Genomic DNA, 22,152 nt, shown 5'->3' on the forward strand with positions numbered 1-22,152 from the left:
TTCGACTACAGACTTTTCCTTCGGAAAAATCGCAGGCAATAAAAAACGGCCCGCTTCCTGGCAGGAAGCGGGCCGTTTTCTTGTGAGCCTCAGCTCATTCCCATCACTTGTTCAGATGGAAATCCTTCTCGGCCGCTTCAAAGCGCTGAACCATGCCGGCGCTCGGCTGGCCCATCAGGCTGACCAGGTAGATCGCCAGACTGGCGAAGATGAAGCCCGGGATGATTTCGTACAGACCCAGCAGCTCGAAATGCTTCCACACGATCACGGTGATTGCGCCGACCAGGATGCCGGCCAGAGCGCCGTCACGGGTCATCTTCTTCCAGATCACCGAGATCAGCACCACAGGACCGAACGCTGCACCGAAACCAGCCCAGGCGTAGGACACCAGACCCAGCACACGGTTATCCGGGTTGGCGGCCATCGCGATGGCGATCAGTGCAACCAGCAACACCATGGCACGACCGACCCAGACCAGCTCAACCTGGGAAGCGTTTTTGCGCAGGAAAGCCTTGTAGAAGTCTTCGGTCAGGGCGCTCGAGCACACCAGCAACTGGCAGCTCAGGGTGCTCATCACGGCAGCCAGAATGGCCGACAGCAGTACACCGGCGATCCACGGGTTGAACAGCAGCTTCGCCAGTTCGATGAACACACGCTCGTGGTTCTCGGTCACTGGACCCGCGACTTCCGGGTGCGCCGAGAAGTAGGCGATACCGAAGAAGCCCACGGCCACGGTGCCGCCCAGGCACAGGATCATCCAGGTCATGGAGATGCGACGGGCGTTGGCGATCGATTTCACCGAATCAGCGGCCATGAAGCGCGCAAGGATGTGCGGCTGGCCGAAGTAGCCCAGACCCCAACCCATCAGCGAGATGATGCCGATGAAAGTGGTGCCTTTGAGCATGTCGAAGTTGCTCGGGTCCTGTGCTTCGATGGCCAGGAACGTGGTGTCGACGCCGCCGGTAGCCAGCAGCACGATGATCGGCGTCAGCAGCAGGGCGAAGATCATCAGGGTGGCTTGTACGGTATCGGTCCAGCTCACCGCGAGGAAACCGCCGACGAAGGTGTAGGCAATCGTCGCCGCAGCACCGGCCCACAACGCGGTCTCGTAGGACATACCGAAGGTGCTTTCGAACAGGCGGGCACCGGCCACGATGCCGGAAGCGCAATAAATGGTGAAGAACACCAGAATCACCACCGCCGAAATGACGCGCAGCAGACCGCTTTTGTCTTCGAAACGGCTGGAGAAGTAGTCCGGCAGGGTCAGCGCATCGCCGTTGTGCTCGGTTTGAACACGCAGACGGCCGGCGACGAACAGCCAGTTCAGGTAGGCACCGACGATCAGGCCGATGGCGATCCAGCTTTCGGACAGGCCGGACATGTAGATGGCGCCCGGCAGGCCCATCAGCAACCAGCCGCTCATGTCGGAAGCGCCGGCGGACAATGCCGTTACCACGCTGCCCAGGCTGCGGCCACCCAGAATGTAGTCAGAAAGGTTGTTGGTGGAGCGATAGGCCATGAAGCCGATCAGCACCATTGCTGCGATGTAGATCACGAACGTGATCAGGGTTGGATTGCTTGCGCTCATTACGTACGTGCCCTGGCTTTGTTTTTATGTAGCGGCGGCGGTTGCACCGTTTGCAGACTGATGCCTGACAGACGATTCGCACGGCCGCGCATTTATGACCAATGTTTCCCCAGGAAAGCCATTGGCCGGTGCGTCGGGTTTCCCCGGTTGCACCTTGGGCGCGAATCCTATGCAACAAAGCAAAACAGGTGCAACCAGTTTCTTGAGAATTAGTTGCACCCAGTCGGATTTATCCTACGGAAGTGGCTTTTTGCTCCCTTTTAACGCAGTGACAACGCTTTTCTATAAGCAAAAGCACCAAGCAAGAGCAGCACTTTCGTACCAGAAATTATTTCCTGACGAGCTGCAGAATATTCCGACAAAAAAGGGTTGCACCCGGTTGCACCTGTTTCGGCTCGCGGCTAATCTTGCCGCCAGCTGTTGTCGCGCAACTGCGGCACCTATGAGGATAAAAATATGGCTACCACCACCCTTGGGGTCAAACTTGACGACCCGACCCGCGAGCGCCTGAAGGCCGCCGCAACCTCGATTGATCGCACACCGCACTGGCTGATCAAGCAGGCAATTTTCAATTACCTGGAAAAACTCGAGGGTGGTGCAACCCTGACCGAGCTGAACGGTTTGTCCGCCAAGGACACCGACGACGCAGGTGAAGTCCACACCGATCACGCGCACCAATGCTTCCTCGAATTTGCTGAAAGCATCCTGCCGCAATCGGTGCTGCGCGCCTCGATCACCGCCGCTTACCGTCGCCCCGAGCCGGAAGTGGTGCCGATGCTGATCGAGCAGGCGCGCCTGCCGGCGCCGATGGCCGAAGCTACCAACAAACTCGCCGCAACCATCGCGGAAAAACTGCGTAACCAGAAGAGTGCCGGCGGTCGTGCAGGCATTGTTCAGGGCCTGTTGCAGGAATTTTCCCTGTCGTCCCAGGAAGGCGTGGCGCTGATGTGCCTGGCCGAAGCACTGCTGCGGATCCCGGACAAAGGCACTCGCGATGCGCTGATCCGCGACAAGATCAGCACCGGCAACTGGCAGCCGCACTTGGGCAACAGCCCGTCGTTGTTCGTCAACGCCGCAACCTGGGGCCTGCTGCTGACAGGCAAACTGGTCTCCACCCACAACGAAGCCGGCCTGACTTCTTCCCTGAGCCGCATCATCGGCAAGAGCGGCGAGCCGATGATCCGCAAGGGCGTCGACATGGCCATGCGCCTGATGGGCGAGCAGTTCGTCACCGGCGAAACCATCGCCGAGGCCCTGGCCAATGCGAGCAAGTTCGAAGCCAAGGGCTTCCGTTATTCCTACGACATGCTTGGTGAAGCGGCGCTGACCGAACACGACGCCCAGAAGTACCTGGCCTCGTACGAACAAGCCATTCACTCGATCGGCAAAGCGTCCCACGGCCGTGGGATTTATGAAGGCCCGGGCATTTCGATCAAACTGTCGGCCCTGCACCCGCGTTATAGCCGTGCCCAGTACGAGCGCGTGATGGACGAGCTGTACCCGCGCCTGCTGTCGCTGACCCTGCTGGCCAAGCAATACGACATCGGCCTGAACATCGACGCCGAAGAAGCTGACCGCCTGGAGCTGTCGCTGGATCTGCTCGAGCGCCTGTGCTTCGAGCCGCAACTGACCGGCTGGAACGGCATCGGTTTCGTGATCCAGGCCTACCAGAAGCGTTGCCCGTACGTGATCGACTACGTGATCGACCTGGCTCGCCGCAGCCGTCATCGCCTGATGATCCGTCTGGTGAAAGGCGCGTACTGGGACAGCGAAATCAAGCGTGCCCAGGTCGAAGGCCTGGAAGGCTATCCGGTCTACACCCGCAAGGTGTACACCGACGTTTCCTACATCGCCTGCGCCCGCAAACTGCTGTCGGTGCCGGAAGTCATCTACCCGCAGTTCGCCACGCACAACGCCCACACCCTGTCGGCGATTTATCACATTGCCGGTCAGAACTATTACCCGGGCCAGTACGAATTCCAATGCCTGCACGGCATGGGCGAACCGTTGTACGAGCAGGTTGTAGGCAAAGTTTCCGAAGGCAAGCTGAACCGTCCGTGCCGTGTGTACGCTCCGGTCGGCACCCACGAAACCCTGCTGGCGTACCTCGTACGTCGTCTGCTGGAAAACGGCGCCAACACCTCGTTCGTCAACCGCATCGCCGACCAGTCGATTTCGATTCAGGAACTGGTCGCCGATCCAGTTGCGCAGATCGAGCAGATGGCAACCGTGGAAGGTGGTTTCGGCCTGCCGCACCCGCGCATTCCGCTGCCGCGTGACCTGTATGGTTCCGAGCGCGCCAACTCCGCCGGCATCGACATGGCCAACGAACATCGTCTGGCCTCACTGTCCTGCGCCCTGCTGGCGACTGCGCACAACAACTGGAAAGCCGCGCCGATGCTCGGTTGCGCCTCCAGCAACGAAGCGCCGGCACCGGTGCTGAACCCGTCCGATCTGCGTGACGTGGTCGGCCACGTGCAGGAAGCCACGGTCGAAGACGTCGACAACGCCATTCAATGCGCCCTCAACGCCGCGCCGATCTGGCAGGCCACCCCGCCCGCCGAACGTGCCGCGATTCTGGAACGTGCCGCTGACTTGATGGAAGGCGAGATCCAGCCGCTGATGGGCCTGCTGGCCCGCGAAGCCGGCAAGACCTTCGCCAACGCCATCGCCGAAGTCCGCGAAGCGGTCGACTTCCTGCGTTATTACGCGGTGCAGGCACGCAACGATTTCAGCAACGACGCCCACCGCCCACTGGGCCCGGTGGTGTGCATCAGCCCGTGGAACTTCCCGCTGGCGATCTTCAGCGGTCAGGTTGCCGCCGCACTGGCCGCCGGTAACCCGGTGCTGGCCAAACCGGCCGAGCAGACTCCGCTGGTCGCCGCACAAGCCGTGCGCCTGCTGCTCGAAGCCGGGATTCCGGAAGGCGTGCTGCAACTGCTGCCGGGTCGCGGTGAAACCGTCGGCGCCGGTCTGGTGGGCGATGAGCGCGTCAAAGGCGTGATGTTCACCGGCTCCACCGAAGTCGCCCGCCTGCTGCAACGCAACATCGCCGGCCGCCTCGACAACCAGGGCCGTCCAATTCCGCTGATCGCCGAAACTGGCGGCCAGAACGCGATGATCGTCGACTCTTCGGCACTGACCGAACAGGTGGTGATCGACGTGGTGTCGTCGGCCTTCGACAGCGCCGGTCAGCGTTGCTCGGCCCTGCGCGTCCTGTGCCTGCAGGAAGATTCCGCTGATCGCGTCATCGAAATGCTCAAGGGTGCGATGGCTGAAAGCCGTCTCGGCAACCCGGAGCGCCTGTCCGTGGACATCGGTCCGGTGATCGACGCCGAAGCCAAGGCCGGTATCGAGAAGCACATCCAGGGCATGCGCGACAAAGGTCGCAACGTGTACCAGGTGGCCATCGCCGACACGGAGGAAGTCAAACGCGGCACCTTCGTCATGCCGACCCTGATCGAGCTGGAAAGCTTCGACGAGCTGCAACGCGAGATCTTCGGCCCGGTGCTGCACGTGGTGCGCTACAAGCGTAAAGAGATCGACCAGTTGATCGCCCAGATCAACGCCTCCGGTTACGGCCTGACCCTCGGCGTGCACACCCGCATCGACGAGACCATCGCCAAGGTGATCGACAACGTCAACGCCGGTAACGTCTACGTCAACCGCAACATCGTCGGTGCCGTGGTCGGCGTCCAACCGTTCGGTGGCGAAGGCCTGTCGGGTACTGGCCCGAAAGCCGGTGGCCCGCTGTACCTGTACCGTCTGTTGTCGACGCGTCCTACGGATGCCATCGAACAGTCCTTCGCTCGCGGTGACGCTGCCGTGGCGCCGGACGTTCGTCTGCGCGATGCGATGAGCAAACCGCTGACCGCCCTGAAAGCCTGGGCCGACAGCAATAAGTTCGCCGACCTGAGCACCCTGTGCGTGCAGTACGCGGCGCAGTCGCAAAGCGGTATCACCCGCGTACTGGCCGGCCCGACCGGCGAGAAGAACAGCTACGCGATCCTGCCGCGCGAGCACGTGCTGTGCCTGGCGGACATCGAAGGTGATCTGCTGACCCAACTCGCGGCGGTACTGGCGGTGGGCGGTTCGGCGGTCTGGCCGGAATCCGACACCAGCAAGGCATTGTTCGCACGCCTGCCGAAGGAAATTCAGGCGCGGATCAAACTGGTTTCCGACTGGAACAAGGACGACGTGGTGTTCGATGCGGTTCTGCATCACGGCCACTCCGACCAGTTGCGCGCAGTCTGCCAGCAGATCGCCAAGCGTGCCGGAGCCATCGTTGGGGTTCAGGGTCTGTCCCAGGGCGAGACCAACATTGCGCTGGAGCGTCTGGTGATCGAGCGCGCGTTGAGCGTCAACACCGCGGCAGCAGGCGGTAACGCCAGCCTGATGACCATCGGCTGACTCTCGCGAGATCGTTCCCACGCTCCGCGTGGGAATGCAGCCCGGGACGCTCCGCGTCCCATCGGTGTCAGACTTGAAGTTGGCAGCGCGGCTGGAACGCGGAGCGTCCCTTGAGGCATTCCCACGCAGAGCGTGGGAACGATCAGCACAGGAACATAGAAATGGGCGCCCTCACCGGCGCCCATTTTTTTGGCCTCTCCATCACCGTTATCAATCTTCCTGTTCAGGCTTTATTCGCACGCCTAGACTCGGCCCATTCCAAAAAAAGGTAGGCCGCCATGTCCGAGACGCTGCTCAGTTCCCGCAATCTGGCTTTCGAGCTGTACGAAGTCCTCGATGCCGAGGGCCTGACCCGGCGCGAGCGGTTTGCCGAGCACAACCGCGAAACCTTCGATGCCGCCATCGGTACAGCGCGCAACATTGCCGAGAAGTACTTCGCGCCGCATAACCGCAAGGGCGACGAGAACGAACCGCGCTACGAGAACGGTCAGGCGATTCTGATTCCCGAGGTGAAACCGGCGGTGGATGCCTTCCTCGAGGCTGGATTCCTCAACGCGGCGCGCAGTTTCGACGCTGGCGGCATGCAACTTCCTACACTGTTGTCCCAGGCCTGCTTCGCCCACTTCCAGTCGGCCAACGCGGCGTCGACTTCCTATCCGTTCCTGACCATGGGCGCGGCCAACCTGATCGAAAGCTTCGGCACCGAAGAGCAGAAACAGCGCTTCCTGCAACCGATGATCGACGGCCGCTTCTTCGGCACCATGGCCCTGACCGAGCCCCACGCCGGCTCGTCGCTGTCGGATATTCGTACCCGCGCCGAGCCTGCGTCCGACGGCACTTATCGCCTCAAGGGCAACAAGATCTTCATTTCCGGCGGCGATCACCCGCTCTCGGAAAACATCGTGCACATGGTGCTGGCCAAGCTGCCGGACGCGCCGGCCGGGGTGAAGGGGATTTCGCTGTTTATCGTGCCCAAGTTTCTGGTCAACGATGACGGCAGTCTGGGCAAACGTAATGACGTGTTGCTGGCCGGGCTGTTCCACAAGATGGGCTGGCGCGGCACCACGTCAACGGCGCTGAACTTCGGCGATAACGGCGAGTGCGTCGGCTATCTGGTGGGCAAGCCGCATCACGGTTTGAGCTACATGTTCCAGATGATGAACGAGGCGCGGATTGGCGTCGGCATGGGCGCGGTGATGCTTGGTTATGCCGGTTATCTGTACTCGCTGGAATACGCTCGCGAACGGCCACAAGGCCGTGTGCCTGACAGCAAGGATCCGACGACGGCGCCGGTGGCGATCATTCAGCACGCCGATGTCAGACGCATGCTGCTGACGCAGAAATCCTACGTCGAAGGTGCGTTCGATCTAGGCCTGTATGCGGCGCGATTGTTCGATGACACCACCACGCTGGAAACCGAGACCGAGCGCAAACAGGCCCATGAACTGCTGGATTTGCTGACCCCGATCGTCAAATCCTGGCCATCGGAGTTCTGCCTCAAGGCCAACGAACTGGCGATCCAGATTCTCGGCGGCCACGGTTACACCCGCGAGTACCCGGTGGAGCAGTACTACCGCGACAACCGCCTGAACCCGATCCACGAAGGCACCCACGGCATTCAGTCGCTGGACTTGCTGGGACGCAAACTGGCGCAGAACGGCGGCGCCGGACTCAAGCAACTGATCCGCCTGATCGCCGACACCGCCGAGCGCGCGGTGGCGTACGAATCGTTGACCGCACTGCGTGAGCCACTGGAGAAACTGGTGGCGCGCCTACAGACGGTGACCATCGGCCTGCTGACCGATCTGGCACAGGGCAAGGTCAACAGCAGTCTGGCGAATTCGGCGCTGTACCTGAAGGTGTTCGGGCATGCAGTGATTGGCTGGCGCTGGCTGGAGCAGGCGATTCGCGCCGAGGAAGGGTTGGCCAAAGGGAATGCGGCGGATGCCGACTTCTATAAGGGCAAGTTGCAGGCGGCGCGTTATTTCCTGACGTGGGAAGTGCCGGGGTGCCAGCATGAACTGGCGTTGCTGGAGGCGCGGGATGATACGTGTCTGGCAATGCAGGATGCGTGGTTCTGACCTCTTAATGATCGTTCCCACGCTCTGCGTGGGAATGCAGCCCGGGACGCTCCGCGTCCCTTTGAGATCGTGACGCAGAGCGTCACAGGAGGCATTCCCACGCGGAGCATGGGAACGATCGGTGCCTCGACAGGGAACGATCAGTCAGCTCAACTTGAACCCACCCATCTGCCGCGCCAGATCATCCGCCAGCCGCTGCAACATCTGACAATCCTCACGACAGGCGCGGACCTCCCCCGCCGTCGCCCGGGCCAGATCGGAAATGCCCTGCACGTTGCGGTTGATCTCCTCGGTCACCGCCGACTGTTCCTCAGTCGCCGTCGCCACCTGATGGTTCATGTCGCTGATGCGCTCGACCTGCCCGGTAATCGCAGTCAAAGACGCCCCGGTACGCTGGCTCGATTCGACTCCGGTGCCCGTCGCGGCCTGCCCGGTGCGCATCGACGACACCGCATTCTCCGCCCCCTGCTTGAGGCTGCCGATCATCTGCTGAATCTCGTCGGTAGACGCCTGAGTCCGGCGCGCCAATGTCCGCACCTCGTCGGCCACCACTGCAAAACCACGCCCCATATCGCCAGCTCGAGCAGCCTCGATGGCAGCGTTCAACGCCAGCAGGTTGGTCTGCTCGGACACCCCGCGAATCACCGCCAGCACCTGATCGATCGACGCCACCTGATGCGCCAACTCACCCACCGCGCCGGCCGCGACGCCAATTTCATCGGACATGCTTTCGATATGGCGAATCGAGCCGCCGACCACCTCTCGCGCCTGCATCGCTTCGTCGCGGGCGGTTTGCGAGGCGAGCGCGGCGTTGCCGGCGTTCTGGGCGATCTCCTGCACGGTCAGGCCCATTTCGTGGACGGCAGTGGCGACCATGTCGGTCATTTCCTGCTGGCGACCGGAGCGTTCGGCGGTGTTATCCACAACCCTGGCCACCTGGCCGACCGCGACACGCAGGCGTTCACTGGTGGTCAGCACTTCGCCGATCATCCCGCGCTGGCTGTCGAGGAAACGGTTGAAGCCCCGCGCAAGGTCGCCCAGTTCATCGGCGCGGCTGGAATCTAACCGATGGGTCAAATCTCCACCACCGCTACCGATTGCTACCAGCGCCGCTGTTACCTGACGAATCGGTCGCACCAATCCCTGAGCCAGCCAGATCACCAGCGCCAGGCAAACCAGCGCCACCGCCAGACCGATGCCGCTGCTCATCCACATCGCCCGGCGGGCTTCGGCGTAGATCTGCGACTGTGGCACTTCGGCCACCAGGGTCCAGCCGAGGTCGCGCAAAGGCAGGCTGAAGGCGAGGAAATCTTCGCCGTCGCGCTGGAAGCTGCTGTTGCTCGCCGCTTTATGGCCCATGACTGCTTGTGCTGCCGAGGTGCCGATCTGCTCGCTCAAGGTGCGCTTGCCGCTGAACTGCGCCTCGGGATGGACCTGGATCAAGCCGTCGGAACGCACGAGATAGACCTTGCCTCGCTCCCCGAAGCTGAAGTTGTGGATCAGCTCCGACAGCTCTTTCATGCTCAACCCGAGTCCCGCGACGCCGACCACTTTGCCGGCCTGCTCCACCTTCAAATCGATGAACAGCGCCAGCTCTCCGGTGGCCCCGTCGTTGTCGATGTTCAGGGTTCGCGGCTGATTGCTGTCGAGGAAAGAGTAAAACCACGCATCGGCCGGCTTGGATCGACTGAGGGTGCGATCCAGGCCTTTTTCGGTGATGTAGTGATTGGATTCAGTACCGATGATCAGCGCAGTGAACGCCTTGTGTTCGGCGCGGATGCCTTCCAGATACTGCGCAAAGCCTGCCGTTTTGCCGGAGTCTTCACCGTTGGCCAGCCAGTCGCGGACCATGGTGTTACTGGCGATGTCTTTAGCAGCGGTGAGGGGTTGAACGAGGATTCGTTCGATGTCGTTGCGCGTCGCTTCGATGCTCGACGGCAGCGCCTGTTCGACCAGATAGCTCTGGGCGAGGCGGTTGACCACCAGGGTATAAATGCCAACCACGATCAGAATGCTGACCAGCAGGGCGGTGCCCATACCGAGGATCAGCTGCCATTGAATACTGCGACGCCAGAACTGCATGGAGCACCCCCAAAGAATAAGAGGCTGAAACACTGCAACAGCCGTGCCGATTGTATACAGCGCAATCGACAATCTTATTCTTTGGTTGTGCGCAACCCATCAACCCTGATTGATGGTCTTGGCGATGGTCTCGACCGTGGCGCTGACTTGCTCTTGGTAACGCTCGAGTTCCTGCTGGTGCTGCTTCTTCATTTCAATCTGCTGCGAGCACAGATTCATCGCCGCCAGCACCAGCAGGCGGTCGCCGATCAGGGTCGGGTATTTCTTCTTGGTGTCGGCCAGTGCGGCCTTGAGCATCAACGCAGCGTCCAGCAGGGTCTGTTCTTCCCCGGCCGGTGCCTTGATCGAATAGTCCTCCCCCATGATGGAGATGACTTTTACCCCTGCTGTGCCATGGTTCATGCGCTGACAGGACCTGCGTTGACGCGATCAACCAGGGCCTGGATGCGCGCGGCGGTAGCGCCGTGCTTTTCTTCCTGTTCCATCAGGCTCAGTTGCAGGCTTTCGTTTTCATCCTTGGCCTGGGCCAGTTCCGTGGACAGGGTCTGGTTGGTTTCCGACAGGGTCTGGTTCTGTTGCACCAGGTCGCTGACGAGCTGTTCCAATTGGCTGAGGGATGCTTCCAACATTTTGATCTTCCAGGGCTTTTTCAAAGGGCGCGTACGATAAAGAAAAGTCATCGTTGACGCCAGGGTTAAACCGGCGCAAGGCCTTGATTTTCCTGGCGGCCGACCGTTCTTGCGAGTGTTAGAGACTGTGATCTGCCGATCTGGTTCCTGCACTTCGTCGCCCGACGCCCCGTGCGACAAATACGCACACCGCCTCAAGACTTTAGTCGTATGACCGATAAGTCACCCAACAGCAGTCTCAGCCCGCACGGATGCGGCCCTTCCCTGGTATCCGCCTCCATGTCCCTTCGCAATATGAACATCGCCCCCCGGGCGTTCACCGGTTTCGCCCTGATCGGCGGCCTGATGCTGATTCTCGGCGTGTTCGCCCTGAATCAGATGAGCAAGATCCGCGCAGCAGGCGAAGACATCGCCACCGCCAGCGTGCCTTCGATCAAGGCCCTCGACGAATTCACCCAGTTGACCCTGCGCCTGCGCGTGCTGTCGTATCGGTTGCTGATCAACCGAGAGCCAGACGTCCAGCAAAAAACCATCGAACTGTTCGATTTGCGCAACCGGCAGATCGCCGACGCGCAACGCGCCTACGAGCCGCTGATCGATGGCCCGCAAGAACGCGCGGCTTACGATCAGTACGTGCAGTTGCTGGCGCAGTACCGTCAACTCGAAGACCGGATGAAGACTCTGTCGCGCAACAATCAGGTCGACGAATTGCGGCAGATGCTCAACACCGATTTGCTCGCCAACTCCGAAGCGGTGAATACCGCCCTCGCACGTTTGCTGGAGATCAACACCCAACAGATCGCCGAGACCAATCAGGGCGCCACTGATCAGTATTCGATGTCGTTCAATCTGGTGGTGACCCTGCTGGTGATCGCCACCGGCCTGACCTTGCTGTTCGCCTGGCTTTTGACCAGCAGCATCACCAAGCCGATCGCCAAAGCGCTGGATGCAGCGGAAACCATCGCCGAAGGCAACCTGACCCAGCCAATCCACGTTGACGGCACCGACGAAGCCGGACGCCTGCTGGCGGCCATGGCCAAGATGCAGTCGAAGCTGCGCGACACCCTACAGCGGATTTCCGGCTCGGCCACCCAACTGGCCTCCGCCGCCGAAGAGCTGAACAGCGTCACCGACGAAAGCGCCCGTGGGCTGACCCAGCAGAACAACGAAATCGAACAGGCTGCCACCGCGGTCAACGAGATGACCAGCGCCGTGGAAGAAGTCGCGCGCAACGCGGTCAGCACCTCGGAAGCCTCGAAGAACGCCACCACCTCCGCCGGAGACGGCCGCGACCTGGTGCAGGAAACCGTCAGCGCCATCGAACGCATGAGCGCCGACGTGCAGAGCACTGCGACCCTGATCGGCGATCTGGCCAACGAATCCCGCGACATCGGCAAGGTGCTGGACGTGATCCGTGGCCTGGCTGACCAGACCAACCTGCTCGCGCTCAACGCCGCCATCGAAGCCGCCCGTGCCGGTGAAGCCGGTCGTGGTTTTGCCGTGGTGGCTGACGAAGTCCGTGCACTGGCGCACCGCACTCAGCAATCGACCAGCGAAATCGAGCGCATGATCGGCAGCATCCAGAGCGGCACCGAACACGCCGTGGATTCGATGCGCAACAGCACCGAGCGTGCAGAGTCGACCCTGAACATCGCCCGTGGCGCCGGTCTGTCGCTGGACACCATCAACACGGCCATCGTTGAAATCAACGAGCGCAACCTGGTGATCGCCAGCGCCGCTGAAGAGCAGGCGCAAGTGGCGCGGGAAGTGGATCGCAATCTGGTGAACATCCGCGATCTGTCGGTGCAATCGGCGACCGGCGCGAATCAGACCAGTGCGGCGAGTAATGAGCTGTCGCGATTGGCGCTGGATCTGAACAATATGGTTGGGCGGTTTAGCCTCTGAGATAGAAGCCCCCTTTTGATCATTCTCACATCGAGAGGTTGATCGTTCCCACGCTCCGCGTGGGAATGCAGCCCGGGACGCTCCGCGTCCCAAAAGCGGACGCAGAGCGTCCATTGAGGCATTCCCACGCGGAGCGTGGGAACGATCGCCTCCTCTGGTGCAAAAGCTTTTTGACAGCATCACATTTCAACAGGTTAGAATCGCTGGCACGCAGACTGCATGGTCAGTTTGTGCCCGTCTTTCCGCTTCTGGAGTACTGCCTTTGAATGCGACGACCATCAACAGCCTGTTCTTGATCGGCGCGTTGCTGGTAGGCGCAAGTATTCTTGTCAGCTCCCTGTCTTCCCGTCTCGGCATCCCGATTCTGGTGATCATCCTCGCGGTCGGCATGACTGCCGGGGTCGATGGCGGCGGCATCATTTTCGATAACTACCCGACGGCCTATCTGGTCGGCAACCTCGCGCTGGCGGTGATCCTGCTCGACGGCGGCTTGCGAACCCGGGTGTCCAGTTTCCGCGTGGCCCTGTGGCCGGCCTTGTCGCTGGCGACGGTCGGAGTTCTTATCACCACCGGCCTCACCGGCATGGCCGCCGCCTGGCTGTTCGACCTCAATCTGATTCAAGGCCTGCTGATCGGCGCCATCGTCGGTTCCACGGACGCCGCGGCGGTGTTCTCGCTGCTCGGTGGCAAGGGCCTGAACGAACGGGTGACCGCCAGCCTGGAAATCGAATCCGGCAGCAACGACCCGATGGCGGTGTTCCTCACCGTGACCCTGATCGACATGCTCGCCAGCGGCCAGACCGGCCTGCACTGGAGCCTGTTGACCCACCTGATCCGCGAGTTCGGCATTGGCGGTGTGATCGGTCTGGGCGGTGGCTGGCTGATGCTGCAACTGGTCAACCGGATCAATCTCGCCGCCGGCCTGTATCCGATTCTGGTGATCGCCGGCGGTCTGGTGGTGTTCGCCCTGACCAACGCCCTGCACGGCAGCGGCTTCCTCGCCGTGTACCTGTGCGGTCTGGTGATCGGCAACCGGCCGGTGCGCAGTCGTCACGGCATCCTGCACATGCTCGACGGCATGGCGTGGCTGGCGCAGATCGGCATGTTCCTGGTGCTGGGGCTGCTGGTCACGCCGCATGATCTGCTGCCGATCGCCCTGCCGGCGCTGGGTCTGGCGCTGTGGATGATTTTGTTCGCTCGGCCACTGTCGGTGCTGGTCGGCCTGCTGCCATTCAAGGCCTTCCACGGCCGCGAGAAAGCCTTCATTTCCTGGGTCGGCCTGCGTGGCGCGGTACCGATCATTCTGGCGGTGTTCCCGCTGATGGCCGGGCTGCCGAATGCGCAGCTGTACTTCAACCTCGCCTTCTTTATCGTGTTGGTGTCGCTGCTGGTGCAGGGCACGAGCCTGCCGTGGGTGGCCAAGCTGCTCAAGGTGACGGTGCCGCCGGAGCCGGCGCCGATCTCCCGCGCGGCCCTCGAAGTCCACGTCACCAGCGAGTGGGAGCTGTTCGTCTACAAGCTCGGCGCGGAAAAATGGTGCATCGGTTCGCCCCTGCGCGAACTGAAAATGCCCGAAGGCACCCGTATCGCCGCGCTGTTTCGCGGCCAGCAACTGCTCCATCCGTCGGGTAGTACGGTGCTGGAAGTCGATGATTTGCTGTGTGTTATCGGCCATGAACACAACCTTCCGGCCCTCGGAAAACTGTTCAGCCAGGCGCCGCAACGCGGCCTCGATCTGCGCTTCTTCGGCGACTTCGTACTCGAAGGAGACGCCCAGCTCAAAGCGGTTGCCGCCCTGTACGGCCTGCCCGCCGAAGGCATCGATCCGGACATGACCCTGGGCCACTTCATTGCCCAGAAAGTCGGCGGTGCGCCAATCGTTGGCGACCAGGTGGAATGGAACAACACCCACTGGACGGTTGCGGTCATGGACGGGAACAAGATCGCCAAAGTGGGCGTCAGATTCCCCGAAGGAAGTCGCCCGGGCCCCGGACTCTTCCTCTAAACTGCGTCCACTCTCACTTGCTTGACCGGTCTCTATGCCTACCCTGCGCTCCTTTTTCCTCGCGGCCCTGCTGGGCCTGAGTCTTTCCGTCGGCCCGCTGCAAGCCGCCGAACCGCCGTCCAGCGACGCCGTGCAGGCCAGCCTGGACAAGCTCACCGACAGCAAACTGCCCGAGGCCGACAAGAAGGCCCTGCAGACGGTCCTGCAAAACACGCTGAACCAGCTCAACAACCGGCGTGACTACGAGCAGAAGCTGATCGACCTCAAGCAGCAGTTGGCCACTGCGCCGAAGCAGACCATCGAGAATTCGCGCGAACTGACCCGCCTCAAGGCCAGCGCCGTGGTGCCGGTGGCGCAGCGCTTCCCCAAGGAAAACATCCAGCAGCTGGAGCAGATGCTCACCGAGCGCTCGACCCAGCAAAGCGATCTGCAAAAAGCCCTGGCCGACGCCAACAGCCTGATCATCACCGCCCAGACGCGTCCCGAGCGCGCCCAGGCCGAGATTTCCAGCAGCCAGACGCGCATCCAGCAGATCAACAACATCCTCAAGACCGGCAAGGACGCCGGCAAGACCGTCAGCGCTGAGCAGCGCGACCTGCTCAACGCCGAACTGGCGGCGCTCAATGCGCTGATCCCGCTGCGCCGTCAGGAACTGGCCGGCAACAACCAGTTGCAGGATCTGGGCAACAGTCAGCATGACCTGCTTTCGGAAAAATCCGACCGTCTGGACCGCGAGATCCAGGAACTGCAAACCCTGATCAACCAGAAGCGCTTGACCCTGTCGCAGGAAACCGTGACGCAGCAGTCGATCGAGGCCCAAAAGTCCGGCAGCAGCGCCCTGCTCGCCACGGAAAGCGCGGCCAACCTCAAGCTCTCCGACTACCTGCTCAAAAGCACCGACCGTCTCAACGAACTGACCCAGCAGAACCTGCAGACCAAGCAGCAACTGGACAGCGTGACCCAGAGCGACTCGGCCCTCGACGAGCAGATCAACGTGCTCAAGGGCAGCCTGCTGCTGTCGAAGATTCTCTATAAGCAGAAGCAAGCGCTGCCGCGCCTCAAGGTCGACCGCGATCTGGCGGACCAGATCGCCGACATTCGCCTGTACCAGTTCGAAATCAACCAACAGCGCGAACAGCTGAGCAATCCGGCGACTTACGTCGACAACCTGCTGTCCACCCAGCCGCCGGAGCAAGTCACGCCACAACTTCGCAAGAGTCTGCTGGAGCTGGCCAACACTCGCGTTGATCTGCTGGAACGACTGAGTCGCGAACTGAGCGCGATGCTCAACGAGTCGATCACCCTGCAACTGAACCAGAAGCAACTGCTGAGCACCGCGCAAAGCCTGCGCGCGACCCTCGACGAGCAGATGTTCTGGATTCCGAGCAACAAGCCGCTGGACACCGAATGGATGCGCGGCGTGCCGGAGCGCCTGAAGCGTCAGATCGACACCTTGCCGCTGGCCTCAAGCCTCAGCGAACTGACCGACGGCCTGACCCAGCGACCGCTGTTGTTCCTGCCGCTGGCGCTGCTGATCGGCGCGCTGCTGTGGCGGCGCAAGCAACTCTATTCGCGCCTGAACAAGGTTCACCAGGACATCGGCCACTTCAAGCGTGACAGCCAGTGGCACACGCCGCAGGCGATCCTGATCAATATTCTGCTGGCGATGCCGGTGGCGCTGGGCCTGGCCCTGTGCGGGCTGGCGTTGCAGATCGACGCCCGCGGGCAGAACGCGAACATGGGCGCGGCGCTGCTGCAAATGGCCCAGGCGTGGCTGGTGTTCTACACCGCCTATCGGATCCTCGCGCCGGGTGGCGTGGCCGAATTGCACTTCCGCTGGGAGAAGCCGCAGGTCGAATTCCTGCAAGGCTGGGTGCGTCGCCTCGGACTGGTGGTCATGGCGTTGGTGGCGGTGGTGGCGGTTGCCGAACTGCAACCGGCGGCACTGGCCGACGATGTGCTGGGCATGCCGGTGGTGCTGACCTGCTATGCGCTGATGGCGTGGCTGCTCAGCCGCTTGCTGATCAGCAGCCCGACCCACGAAAACGCCTCGCTGTTCCGCAAGGCCGTGGGCGTGATGTTCACCCTGCTGCCCATCGCGCTGTTCGTCGCCGTGTGCTTCGGCTACTACTACACCGCGCTGAAGCTCAGCGACCGCCTGATCAACACGTTGTACCTGCTGATGTTCTGGCTGGTGATCGAAGCCACCTTCGTCCGTGGCCTTGCGGTCGCGGCACGTCGTCTGGCTTACCAGCGCGCCCTGGCCAAACGTCAGGCAGCCAAGGAAGCCGGCGACGGCGAAGCGGTGATCGAAGAACCGACCCTGGACATCGAAAAGGTCAACGAACAGTCCCTGCGCCTGATCCGCCTCGCACTGCTCGGCGGTTTCATCGCCGCGCTGTACTGGGTCTGGGCCGACCTGATCACCGTATTCTCGTACCTCGACAACATCACCCTCTACGAATACACCAGCGGCACCGGCGCCAACATGAGCATGGTGCCGATCAGCATCGGCGACATGCTCGGCGCGCTGATCATCATCGGCATCACCTTTGCCCTCGCCCGCAACTTGCCGGGCCTGCTTGAAGTGTTCGTGCTGTCGAAACTCAATCTGGCCCAGGGCAGTGCCTACGCGACGACCACGCTGCTGTCGTACGTGATCGCCGGGGTCGGTTTCGTCTCGACCCTGTCGACCCTCGGCGTCAGCTGGGACAAGTTGCAATGGCTGGTGGCCGCGCTGTCGGTGGGCCTCGGTTTCGGCATGCAGGAGATCTTCGCGAACTTCATCTCAGGCATCATGATTCTGTTCGAACGCCCGGTGCGGATCGGCGACACCATCACCATCGGCAACCTCTCGGGTACGGTGAGCAAGATCCGCATCCGCGCCACGACCATCACCGACTTCGACCGCAAGGACATCATTGTCCCGAACAAGACGTTCATCACCGGGCAACTGATCAACTGGTCGCTGACCGACACCATCACCCGGGTGACCCTGAAACTGGGCGTCGATTACGGTTCGGATCTGGATCTGGTCAAGGAACTGCTGCTCAAGGCCGCCCGTGAAAACCCGCGCGTGCTCAAGGAACCCGAGCCGCACGTGTACTTCCTCAACTTCGGCGAAAGCACCCTGGACCACGAACTGCGCATGCATGTGCGTGATCTCGGCGACCGCAACCCGGTACTCGACGAGGTCAACCGCTTCATCAACCGCGAGTTCAAGAAGCAGCACATCAACATCTCGTTCCGCCAGATGGAGGTTTACCTGAAGAACCTACACGGCCAGGAATACAAGATGGTGCCGATCGAGCCGGAAACCAAAACCATCGTGCCGGTCAGCGACGACCAGAAACCGTTGCAGGAACCGCCGCCGGCCAAACTCGACTAACCCGGCTAATCCCAGCAGAATGCTCGGACATTCTGCTGGAGCCGGCCCTTGAAAGCCCTCGACGAACTGACCTTCGACAACCGCTTCGCCCGCCTGGGCGATGCGTTCTCGGCCCATGTGCTGCCCGAACCGATCGACAATCCTCGGCTGGTGGTGGCCAGCCCTGCGGCCCTGGCGCTGCTGGATCTCGACCCGGCGGTGGCCGACACACAGGAATTTGCCGAACTGTTCGGCGGCCACAAGCTGTGGGCCGATGCCGAGCCACGGGCGATGGTCTATTCCGGACATCAGTTCGGCGGCTACACCCCGCAACTGGGCGATGGGCGCGGACTGTTGCTGGGCGAGGTCTACAACGCAGCCGGCGAGCACTGGGACTTGCATCTGAAGGGCGCCGGGCAGACACCGTTCTCGCGCATGGGCGACGGTCGCGCGGTGCTGCGTTCGTCGATCCGCGAGTTTCTCGCCTCCGAAGCGCTGCATGCGCTGAACATTCCTTCGTCACGCGCCGCCTGCGTGATCGGCTCCGACACTCCAGTCTGGCGTGAGAAACAGGAGCGCGCCGCGATGGTGCTGCGCCTGGCGCCGAGCCACATCCGTTTCGGCCACTTCGAATACTTCTATTACACCAAGCGCCCCGAACAGCAGAAGCAACTCGGCGAACACGTGTTGGCGATGCACTACCCCGAGTGTCTGGAACAGCCGGAACCTTATCTGGCGATGTTCCGCGAAATCGTCGAGCGCAACGCCGAACTGATCGCCAAGTGGCAGGCCTACGGTTTCTGCCACGGGGTGATGAACACCGACAACATGTCGATACTCGGCATCACCTTCGACTTCGGCCCGTTCGCCTTCCTCGACGATTTCGACGCGAACTTCATCTGCAACCACTCCGACGATCAGGGCCGCTACTCCTTCAGCAATCAGGTGCCGGTCGGCCAATGGAACCTCAGCGCCCTGGCCCAGGCCCTGACGCCGTTCATCAGCGTTGAAGCCCTGCGCGAAACCCTCGGCCTGTACCTGCCACTGTTCCAGGCCCATTACCTCGACCTGATGCGCCGCCGCTTCGGCTTCACCACCGCCGAGGACGACGACCAGCAACTGTTGGAACAACTGCTGCAACTGATGCAGAACAGCGGCGTCGATTACACGCTGTTCTTCCGCCGCCTGGGCGAAGAGTCAGCCGAACAGGCCGTCGCCCGCCTGCGCGATGACTTCGTCGATATCAAGGGTTTCGATGCCTGGGGCGAGCGCTATGTCGCCCGCGTCGCACGCGATGGCGCGGCCGATCAGGAACAGCGCCGTGCGCGAATGCATGCGGTGAATCCGCTGTACATCCTGCGCAATTACCTGGCGCAGAAGGCAATCGATGCTGCCGAGCAGGGTGACTATTCAGAAGTGCGCAGATTGCATGCGGTGTTGAGCAATCCATTCGAGGAACAGTCTGGAATGGAGAGTTACGCGCAACGGCCGCCGGAGTGGGGCAAGCATTTGGAGATCAGTTGTTCCTCATGAAGCGCACGGTCTCCTGTCTTGGAGCCGTGCACCCTCCCGTCAGGCAACCTGCTAGATGACAGCGCCGCCTGAAAAAGCCGCGCGACATGCTCAGAGTGCAAATGCCACGACTCTGAACACACTGGTTTCCTTTCAGATAAACACGTCCACAGGTAGCTTGAAGTGCTCGGCCAGCCAGCGGACCTGCCGCAGATTCAACTGGCGCTTTCCACTGAGGATTTCCGAAACAACAGACTGAGTGCCCACACCCGGCAAATCGCTCTGGGTCAAACCATGCTCACGCATCAAATACCCCAGTACTTCAAAACCGGGCGGTTTAGGCGTCGGGTGATGCACGCGATCCCATTCTTCAATCCAGTCACCGATGATATCCACCAGACTCATTAAAGGATGAGACTCATCATCGCCCGTCATTTCGAGCAGCTCGTCAAGGGCTTGAACGAGCCTGTCGTAGTCGTCTTCGCTTTTCGGCTTGCGCAGCAAAGGCGAAACGAACTCCCAGTGCTCAGCGGCTTTTTTGATCAGAACACTCATGCCTTAGCCTCCTTCCATTTACCGCGGTCATATTCGCGATGATCCAACACATGTCTGATGTACAACTTTTGAGGTCGATATCTGACATAGGCGATCAACCTGAGCTTGTTACCGCCAATATCGAAAACATGAAAGTCACCCACTTTGTCGACAGCTGGAAACAAGGCCTTCAGCGCCGCAAAATCTGGCGATTTGCTTCCTTTCGCCACTTCAAACCAGTGGTCCAGTGCTGTAGCTGCGCTGGGCCATTTGGCCTTCGCTTCTCGTATTCGTTTTCCAGTGATGACATGCATGCAACATCCTTATCGCATTCTGCTATGGGGAGTTAATCACAGATCAAAATTATCGCAAGTTGCGATATCACCGAGCAGACCAACGGGTCTCGACCGGTCCATCTCAGCCTAGGCTCACAGCCAAACACTGCACGATTGAAAATATGAGCAAACGTCTCCAACTAGGAGATATCAGCTTTCCACTGGATCCCGATCATGACCGACCCACTCCTCATCCCCTGCCCCTCCTGCAACGGCCTCAACCGCATCCCCGCCGAGCGCCTCAACGACCACCCGAAGTGCGGGCGCTGCAAGTCCGAGGTGCTGTTGGACAAGCCGTTCGAACTCAAGCAAGGCGATTACGCCAGTCAGATCAAGGGCGATCTGCCGTTGCTGGTGGACGTTTGGGCGGACTGGTGCGGGCCGTGCAAGTCGTTTGCGCCGGTGTTCGAGCAGGCGGCTGCGCAGTTGGCGGGCAAGTGCCGGCTGGCCAAGCTGGACAGCGAGGCCAATCAGCAGTTGTCGGCGCAGTTGGGGATTCGTTCGATTCCGAGCCTGATTCTGTTCCGCAACGGCCGGGAAGTCGCCCGTCAGAGTGGGGCCTTCCCGTTGCCGCAGTTGATGGCCTGGCTGCGCAGCCAGGGCATCTGACAAGGTTTCAGGCGTCTTCGAGCAGGTTATGCAGTTCGACGAACTGCTGCGTCAGCTTGTGCCGTGGGTCGAGGTGGATCAGCGGCGTGTTGGCCTGATGCGATTCGCGCATGCGCACTGAACTGGCGAGGTAGACCGGCAGTACCGGCAGGCCCTCGGCGATCAGTTCGTCGAGGATTTGCTGCGGCAGGCTGGCCCGGGCCTGGAACTGGTTGACCACAATGCCTTCGACTTCCAGGCCTTCGTTGTGGTCTTCCTTCAACTCGTCGATCTCGGCGATCAGACCGTAGAGGGCCTGACGCGAGAAGCTGTCGCAGTCAAAGGGAATCAGTACCCGATCGGCGGCAATCAGTGCCGAGACCGCATAGAAATTCAGCGCCGGCGGCGTATCCAGATAGATCCGGTCGTAATCCTCCGACAACTCGTCGAGCAGCTTTCGCAGCTTGTTGATCTTGTGTTTGGCCTCGAGCTTGGGCTGCAGGTCGGCCAGTTCGGCGGTGGCGGTGATGATGTGCAGGTTGTCGAACGGCGTTTCGTAGATATCCGCCTGATTCTTTTTCGAGAACGGCCCGGAAGACAGGGTCTGCTTGAAGAAGTCGGCAATGCCCATCGGAATGTCATCTCCCGTGAGCCCGGTCAGATACTGAGTGGAATTGGCCTGGGCATCGAGGTCGACCAACAGCGTGCGATAACCCTCGCTGGCGCTCACTGCCGCCAGATTGCAGGCAATGCTGGATTTGCCCACGCCACCTTTCTGATTGAACACCACGCGCCGCATGACAAAACCTCCGTGTATCAAAGAATGACCGAGTGTAGTGGTGCCCGGTGCCGGTTCGCTACCTCGATGGACGCGGACTACAAAGTCAGGCGCAAATCTCCCAATGAATACGGCGCAAAGACACTCTTTGATTGCGGATTCGCCTGACAGACAGACACCCGACAATCTGGATAATGGCCAAGTGACAGCTCTTGCCGCGTACCATTCGGTTCATTTCGTCGTTCAAAACGTAACCAGCATTTGCTACACACTCGTCGCACCGGGATAATGCGCGCCACCCGGCGCCACGCGCCATGCCATTTCAGGCTAAATCAGCT

General features: G+C 61.2%; 14 protein-coding genes and 1 pseudogene. 8 read left to right on the top strand and 7 right to left on the bottom strand.

Going from position 1 to position 22,152, the window contains the following annotated elements:
- Nucleotides 1-103: 103 nt before the first annotated feature.
- The gene (putP, locus tag CAF80_RS17760) at nucleotides 104-1,588 is read right to left on the bottom strand and encodes a sodium/proline symporter PutP (protein WP_085667704.1); all 1,485 of its coding nucleotides are present in this window, start codon (nucleotides 1,586-1,588) and stop codon (nucleotides 104-106) included.
- 456 nt (nucleotides 1,589-2,044) lie between these two features.
- Between putP and putA the strand changes: the two genes are divergently transcribed.
- Nucleotides 2,045-5,998: a trifunctional transcriptional regulator/proline dehydrogenase/L-glutamate gamma-semialdehyde dehydrogenase gene (gene putA / locus CAF80_RS17765; RefSeq protein WP_039766511.1), complete on the top strand. Its 3,954-nt coding sequence runs from the start codon at nucleotides 2,045-2,047 to the stop codon at nucleotides 5,996-5,998.
- Nucleotides 5,999-6,276: 278 nt separating this feature from the next.
- On the top strand, nucleotides 6,277-8,079 hold the full coding sequence (locus CAF80_RS17770) for an acyl-CoA dehydrogenase (RefSeq protein ID WP_074689596.1): 1,803 nt from the start codon (nucleotides 6,277-6,279) through the stop codon (nucleotides 8,077-8,079).
- Between the two features lie 144 nt (nucleotides 8,080-8,223).
- On the opposite strand, the gene CAF80_RS17775 is transcribed toward CAF80_RS17770, so the two are convergent.
- The 3 genes from CAF80_RS17775 to CAF80_RS17785 form a co-directional block, all read right to left on the bottom strand.
- Entirely contained in the window at nucleotides 8,224-10,161 is a 1,938-nt protein-coding gene (locus tag CAF80_RS17775) for a methyl-accepting chemotaxis protein (RefSeq protein ID WP_085667703.1), read from the bottom strand.
- A gap of 99 nt (nucleotides 10,162-10,260) precedes the next feature.
- Entirely contained in the window at nucleotides 10,261-10,563 is a 303-nt protein-coding gene (locus CAF80_RS17780) for a cell division protein ZapA (RefSeq protein ID WP_039766503.1), read from the bottom strand.
- On the bottom strand, nucleotides 10,560-10,790 hold the full coding sequence (locus CAF80_RS17785) for a hypothetical protein (protein WP_007952320.1): 231 nt from the start codon (nucleotides 10,788-10,790) through the stop codon (nucleotides 10,560-10,562). The genes CAF80_RS17780 and CAF80_RS17785 overlap by 4 nt, the downstream gene beginning before the upstream one ends.
- 294 nt (nucleotides 10,791-11,084) lie before the next feature.
- Here CAF80_RS17785 and CAF80_RS29245 point away from each other — a divergent pair.
- From CAF80_RS29245 to selO, 5 genes and pseudogenes are all read left to right on the top strand, one after another.
- Nucleotides 11,085-11,840, top strand: a pseudogene (locus tag CAF80_RS29245) (MCP four helix bundle domain-containing protein); the annotation flags it as partial.
- Nucleotides 11,832-12,695 (top strand): methyl-accepting chemotaxis protein, encoded by an 864-nt coding sequence (locus CAF80_RS29250; protein ID WP_371857704.1) that lies wholly within the window; start codon nucleotides 11,832-11,834, stop codon nucleotides 12,693-12,695. The pseudogene CAF80_RS29245 and the gene CAF80_RS29250, both read left to right, overlap by 9 nt.
- Before the next feature lie 262 nt (nucleotides 12,696-12,957).
- Nucleotides 12,958-14,700, top strand: a complete 1,743-nt coding sequence (locus CAF80_RS17800; RefSeq protein WP_085667701.1) for a potassium/proton antiporter — start codon at nucleotides 12,958-12,960, stop codon at nucleotides 14,698-14,700.
- Nucleotides 14,701-14,734: 34 nt separating this feature from the next.
- Nucleotides 14,735-18,088: a mechanosensitive channel MscK gene (mscK, locus tag CAF80_RS17805; RefSeq protein ID WP_039766495.1), complete on the top strand. Its 3,354-nt coding sequence runs from the start codon at nucleotides 14,735-14,737 to the stop codon at nucleotides 18,086-18,088.
- A 48-nt stretch (nucleotides 18,089-18,136) separates the two neighbouring features.
- Nucleotides 18,137-19,600, top strand: coding sequence for a protein adenylyltransferase SelO (gene selO, locus CAF80_RS17810; RefSeq protein ID WP_074689593.1), 1,464 nt, complete (start codon nucleotides 18,137-18,139; stop codon nucleotides 19,598-19,600).
- A 132-nt stretch (nucleotides 19,601-19,732) separates the two neighbouring features.
- On the opposite strand, the gene CAF80_RS17815 is transcribed toward selO, so the two are convergent.
- Together CAF80_RS17815 and CAF80_RS17820 are read right to left on the bottom strand one after the other, a co-directional pair.
- Nucleotides 19,733-20,134: a type II toxin-antitoxin system HigA family antitoxin gene (locus CAF80_RS17815; protein ID WP_039766491.1), complete on the bottom strand. Its 402-nt coding sequence runs from the start codon at nucleotides 20,132-20,134 to the stop codon at nucleotides 19,733-19,735.
- On the bottom strand, nucleotides 20,131-20,427 hold the full coding sequence (locus CAF80_RS17820) for a type II toxin-antitoxin system HigB family toxin (protein WP_074689592.1): 297 nt from the start codon (nucleotides 20,425-20,427) through the stop codon (nucleotides 20,131-20,133). Before CAF80_RS17820 ends, CAF80_RS17815 begins: the two co-directional genes overlap by 4 nt.
- A gap of 195 nt (nucleotides 20,428-20,622) precedes the next feature.
- Between CAF80_RS17820 and trxC the strand changes: the two genes are divergently transcribed.
- Nucleotides 20,623-21,057 (top strand): thioredoxin TrxC, encoded by a 435-nt coding sequence (gene trxC, locus CAF80_RS17825; protein ID WP_039766488.1) that lies wholly within the window; start codon nucleotides 20,623-20,625, stop codon nucleotides 21,055-21,057.
- 7 nt (nucleotides 21,058-21,064) lie between these two features.
- Here the strand turns inward: trxC and CAF80_RS17830 are convergent, their stop codons facing one another.
- Nucleotides 21,065-21,835 carry a ParA family protein gene (locus tag CAF80_RS17830; RefSeq protein WP_007952339.1) on the bottom strand — a complete coding sequence of 257 codons (771 nt, stop codon included), beginning with the start codon at nucleotides 21,833-21,835 and terminating at the stop codon, nucleotides 21,065-21,067.
- Nucleotides 21,836-22,152 lie beyond the last annotated feature (317 nt).

The sequence above is a fragment of the Pseudomonas sp. B34(2017) genome, assembly GCF_002112915.1.
GTDB classification, from domain to species: Bacteria; Pseudomonadota; Gammaproteobacteria; order Pseudomonadales; family Pseudomonadaceae; genus Aquipseudomonas; species Aquipseudomonas pharyngis.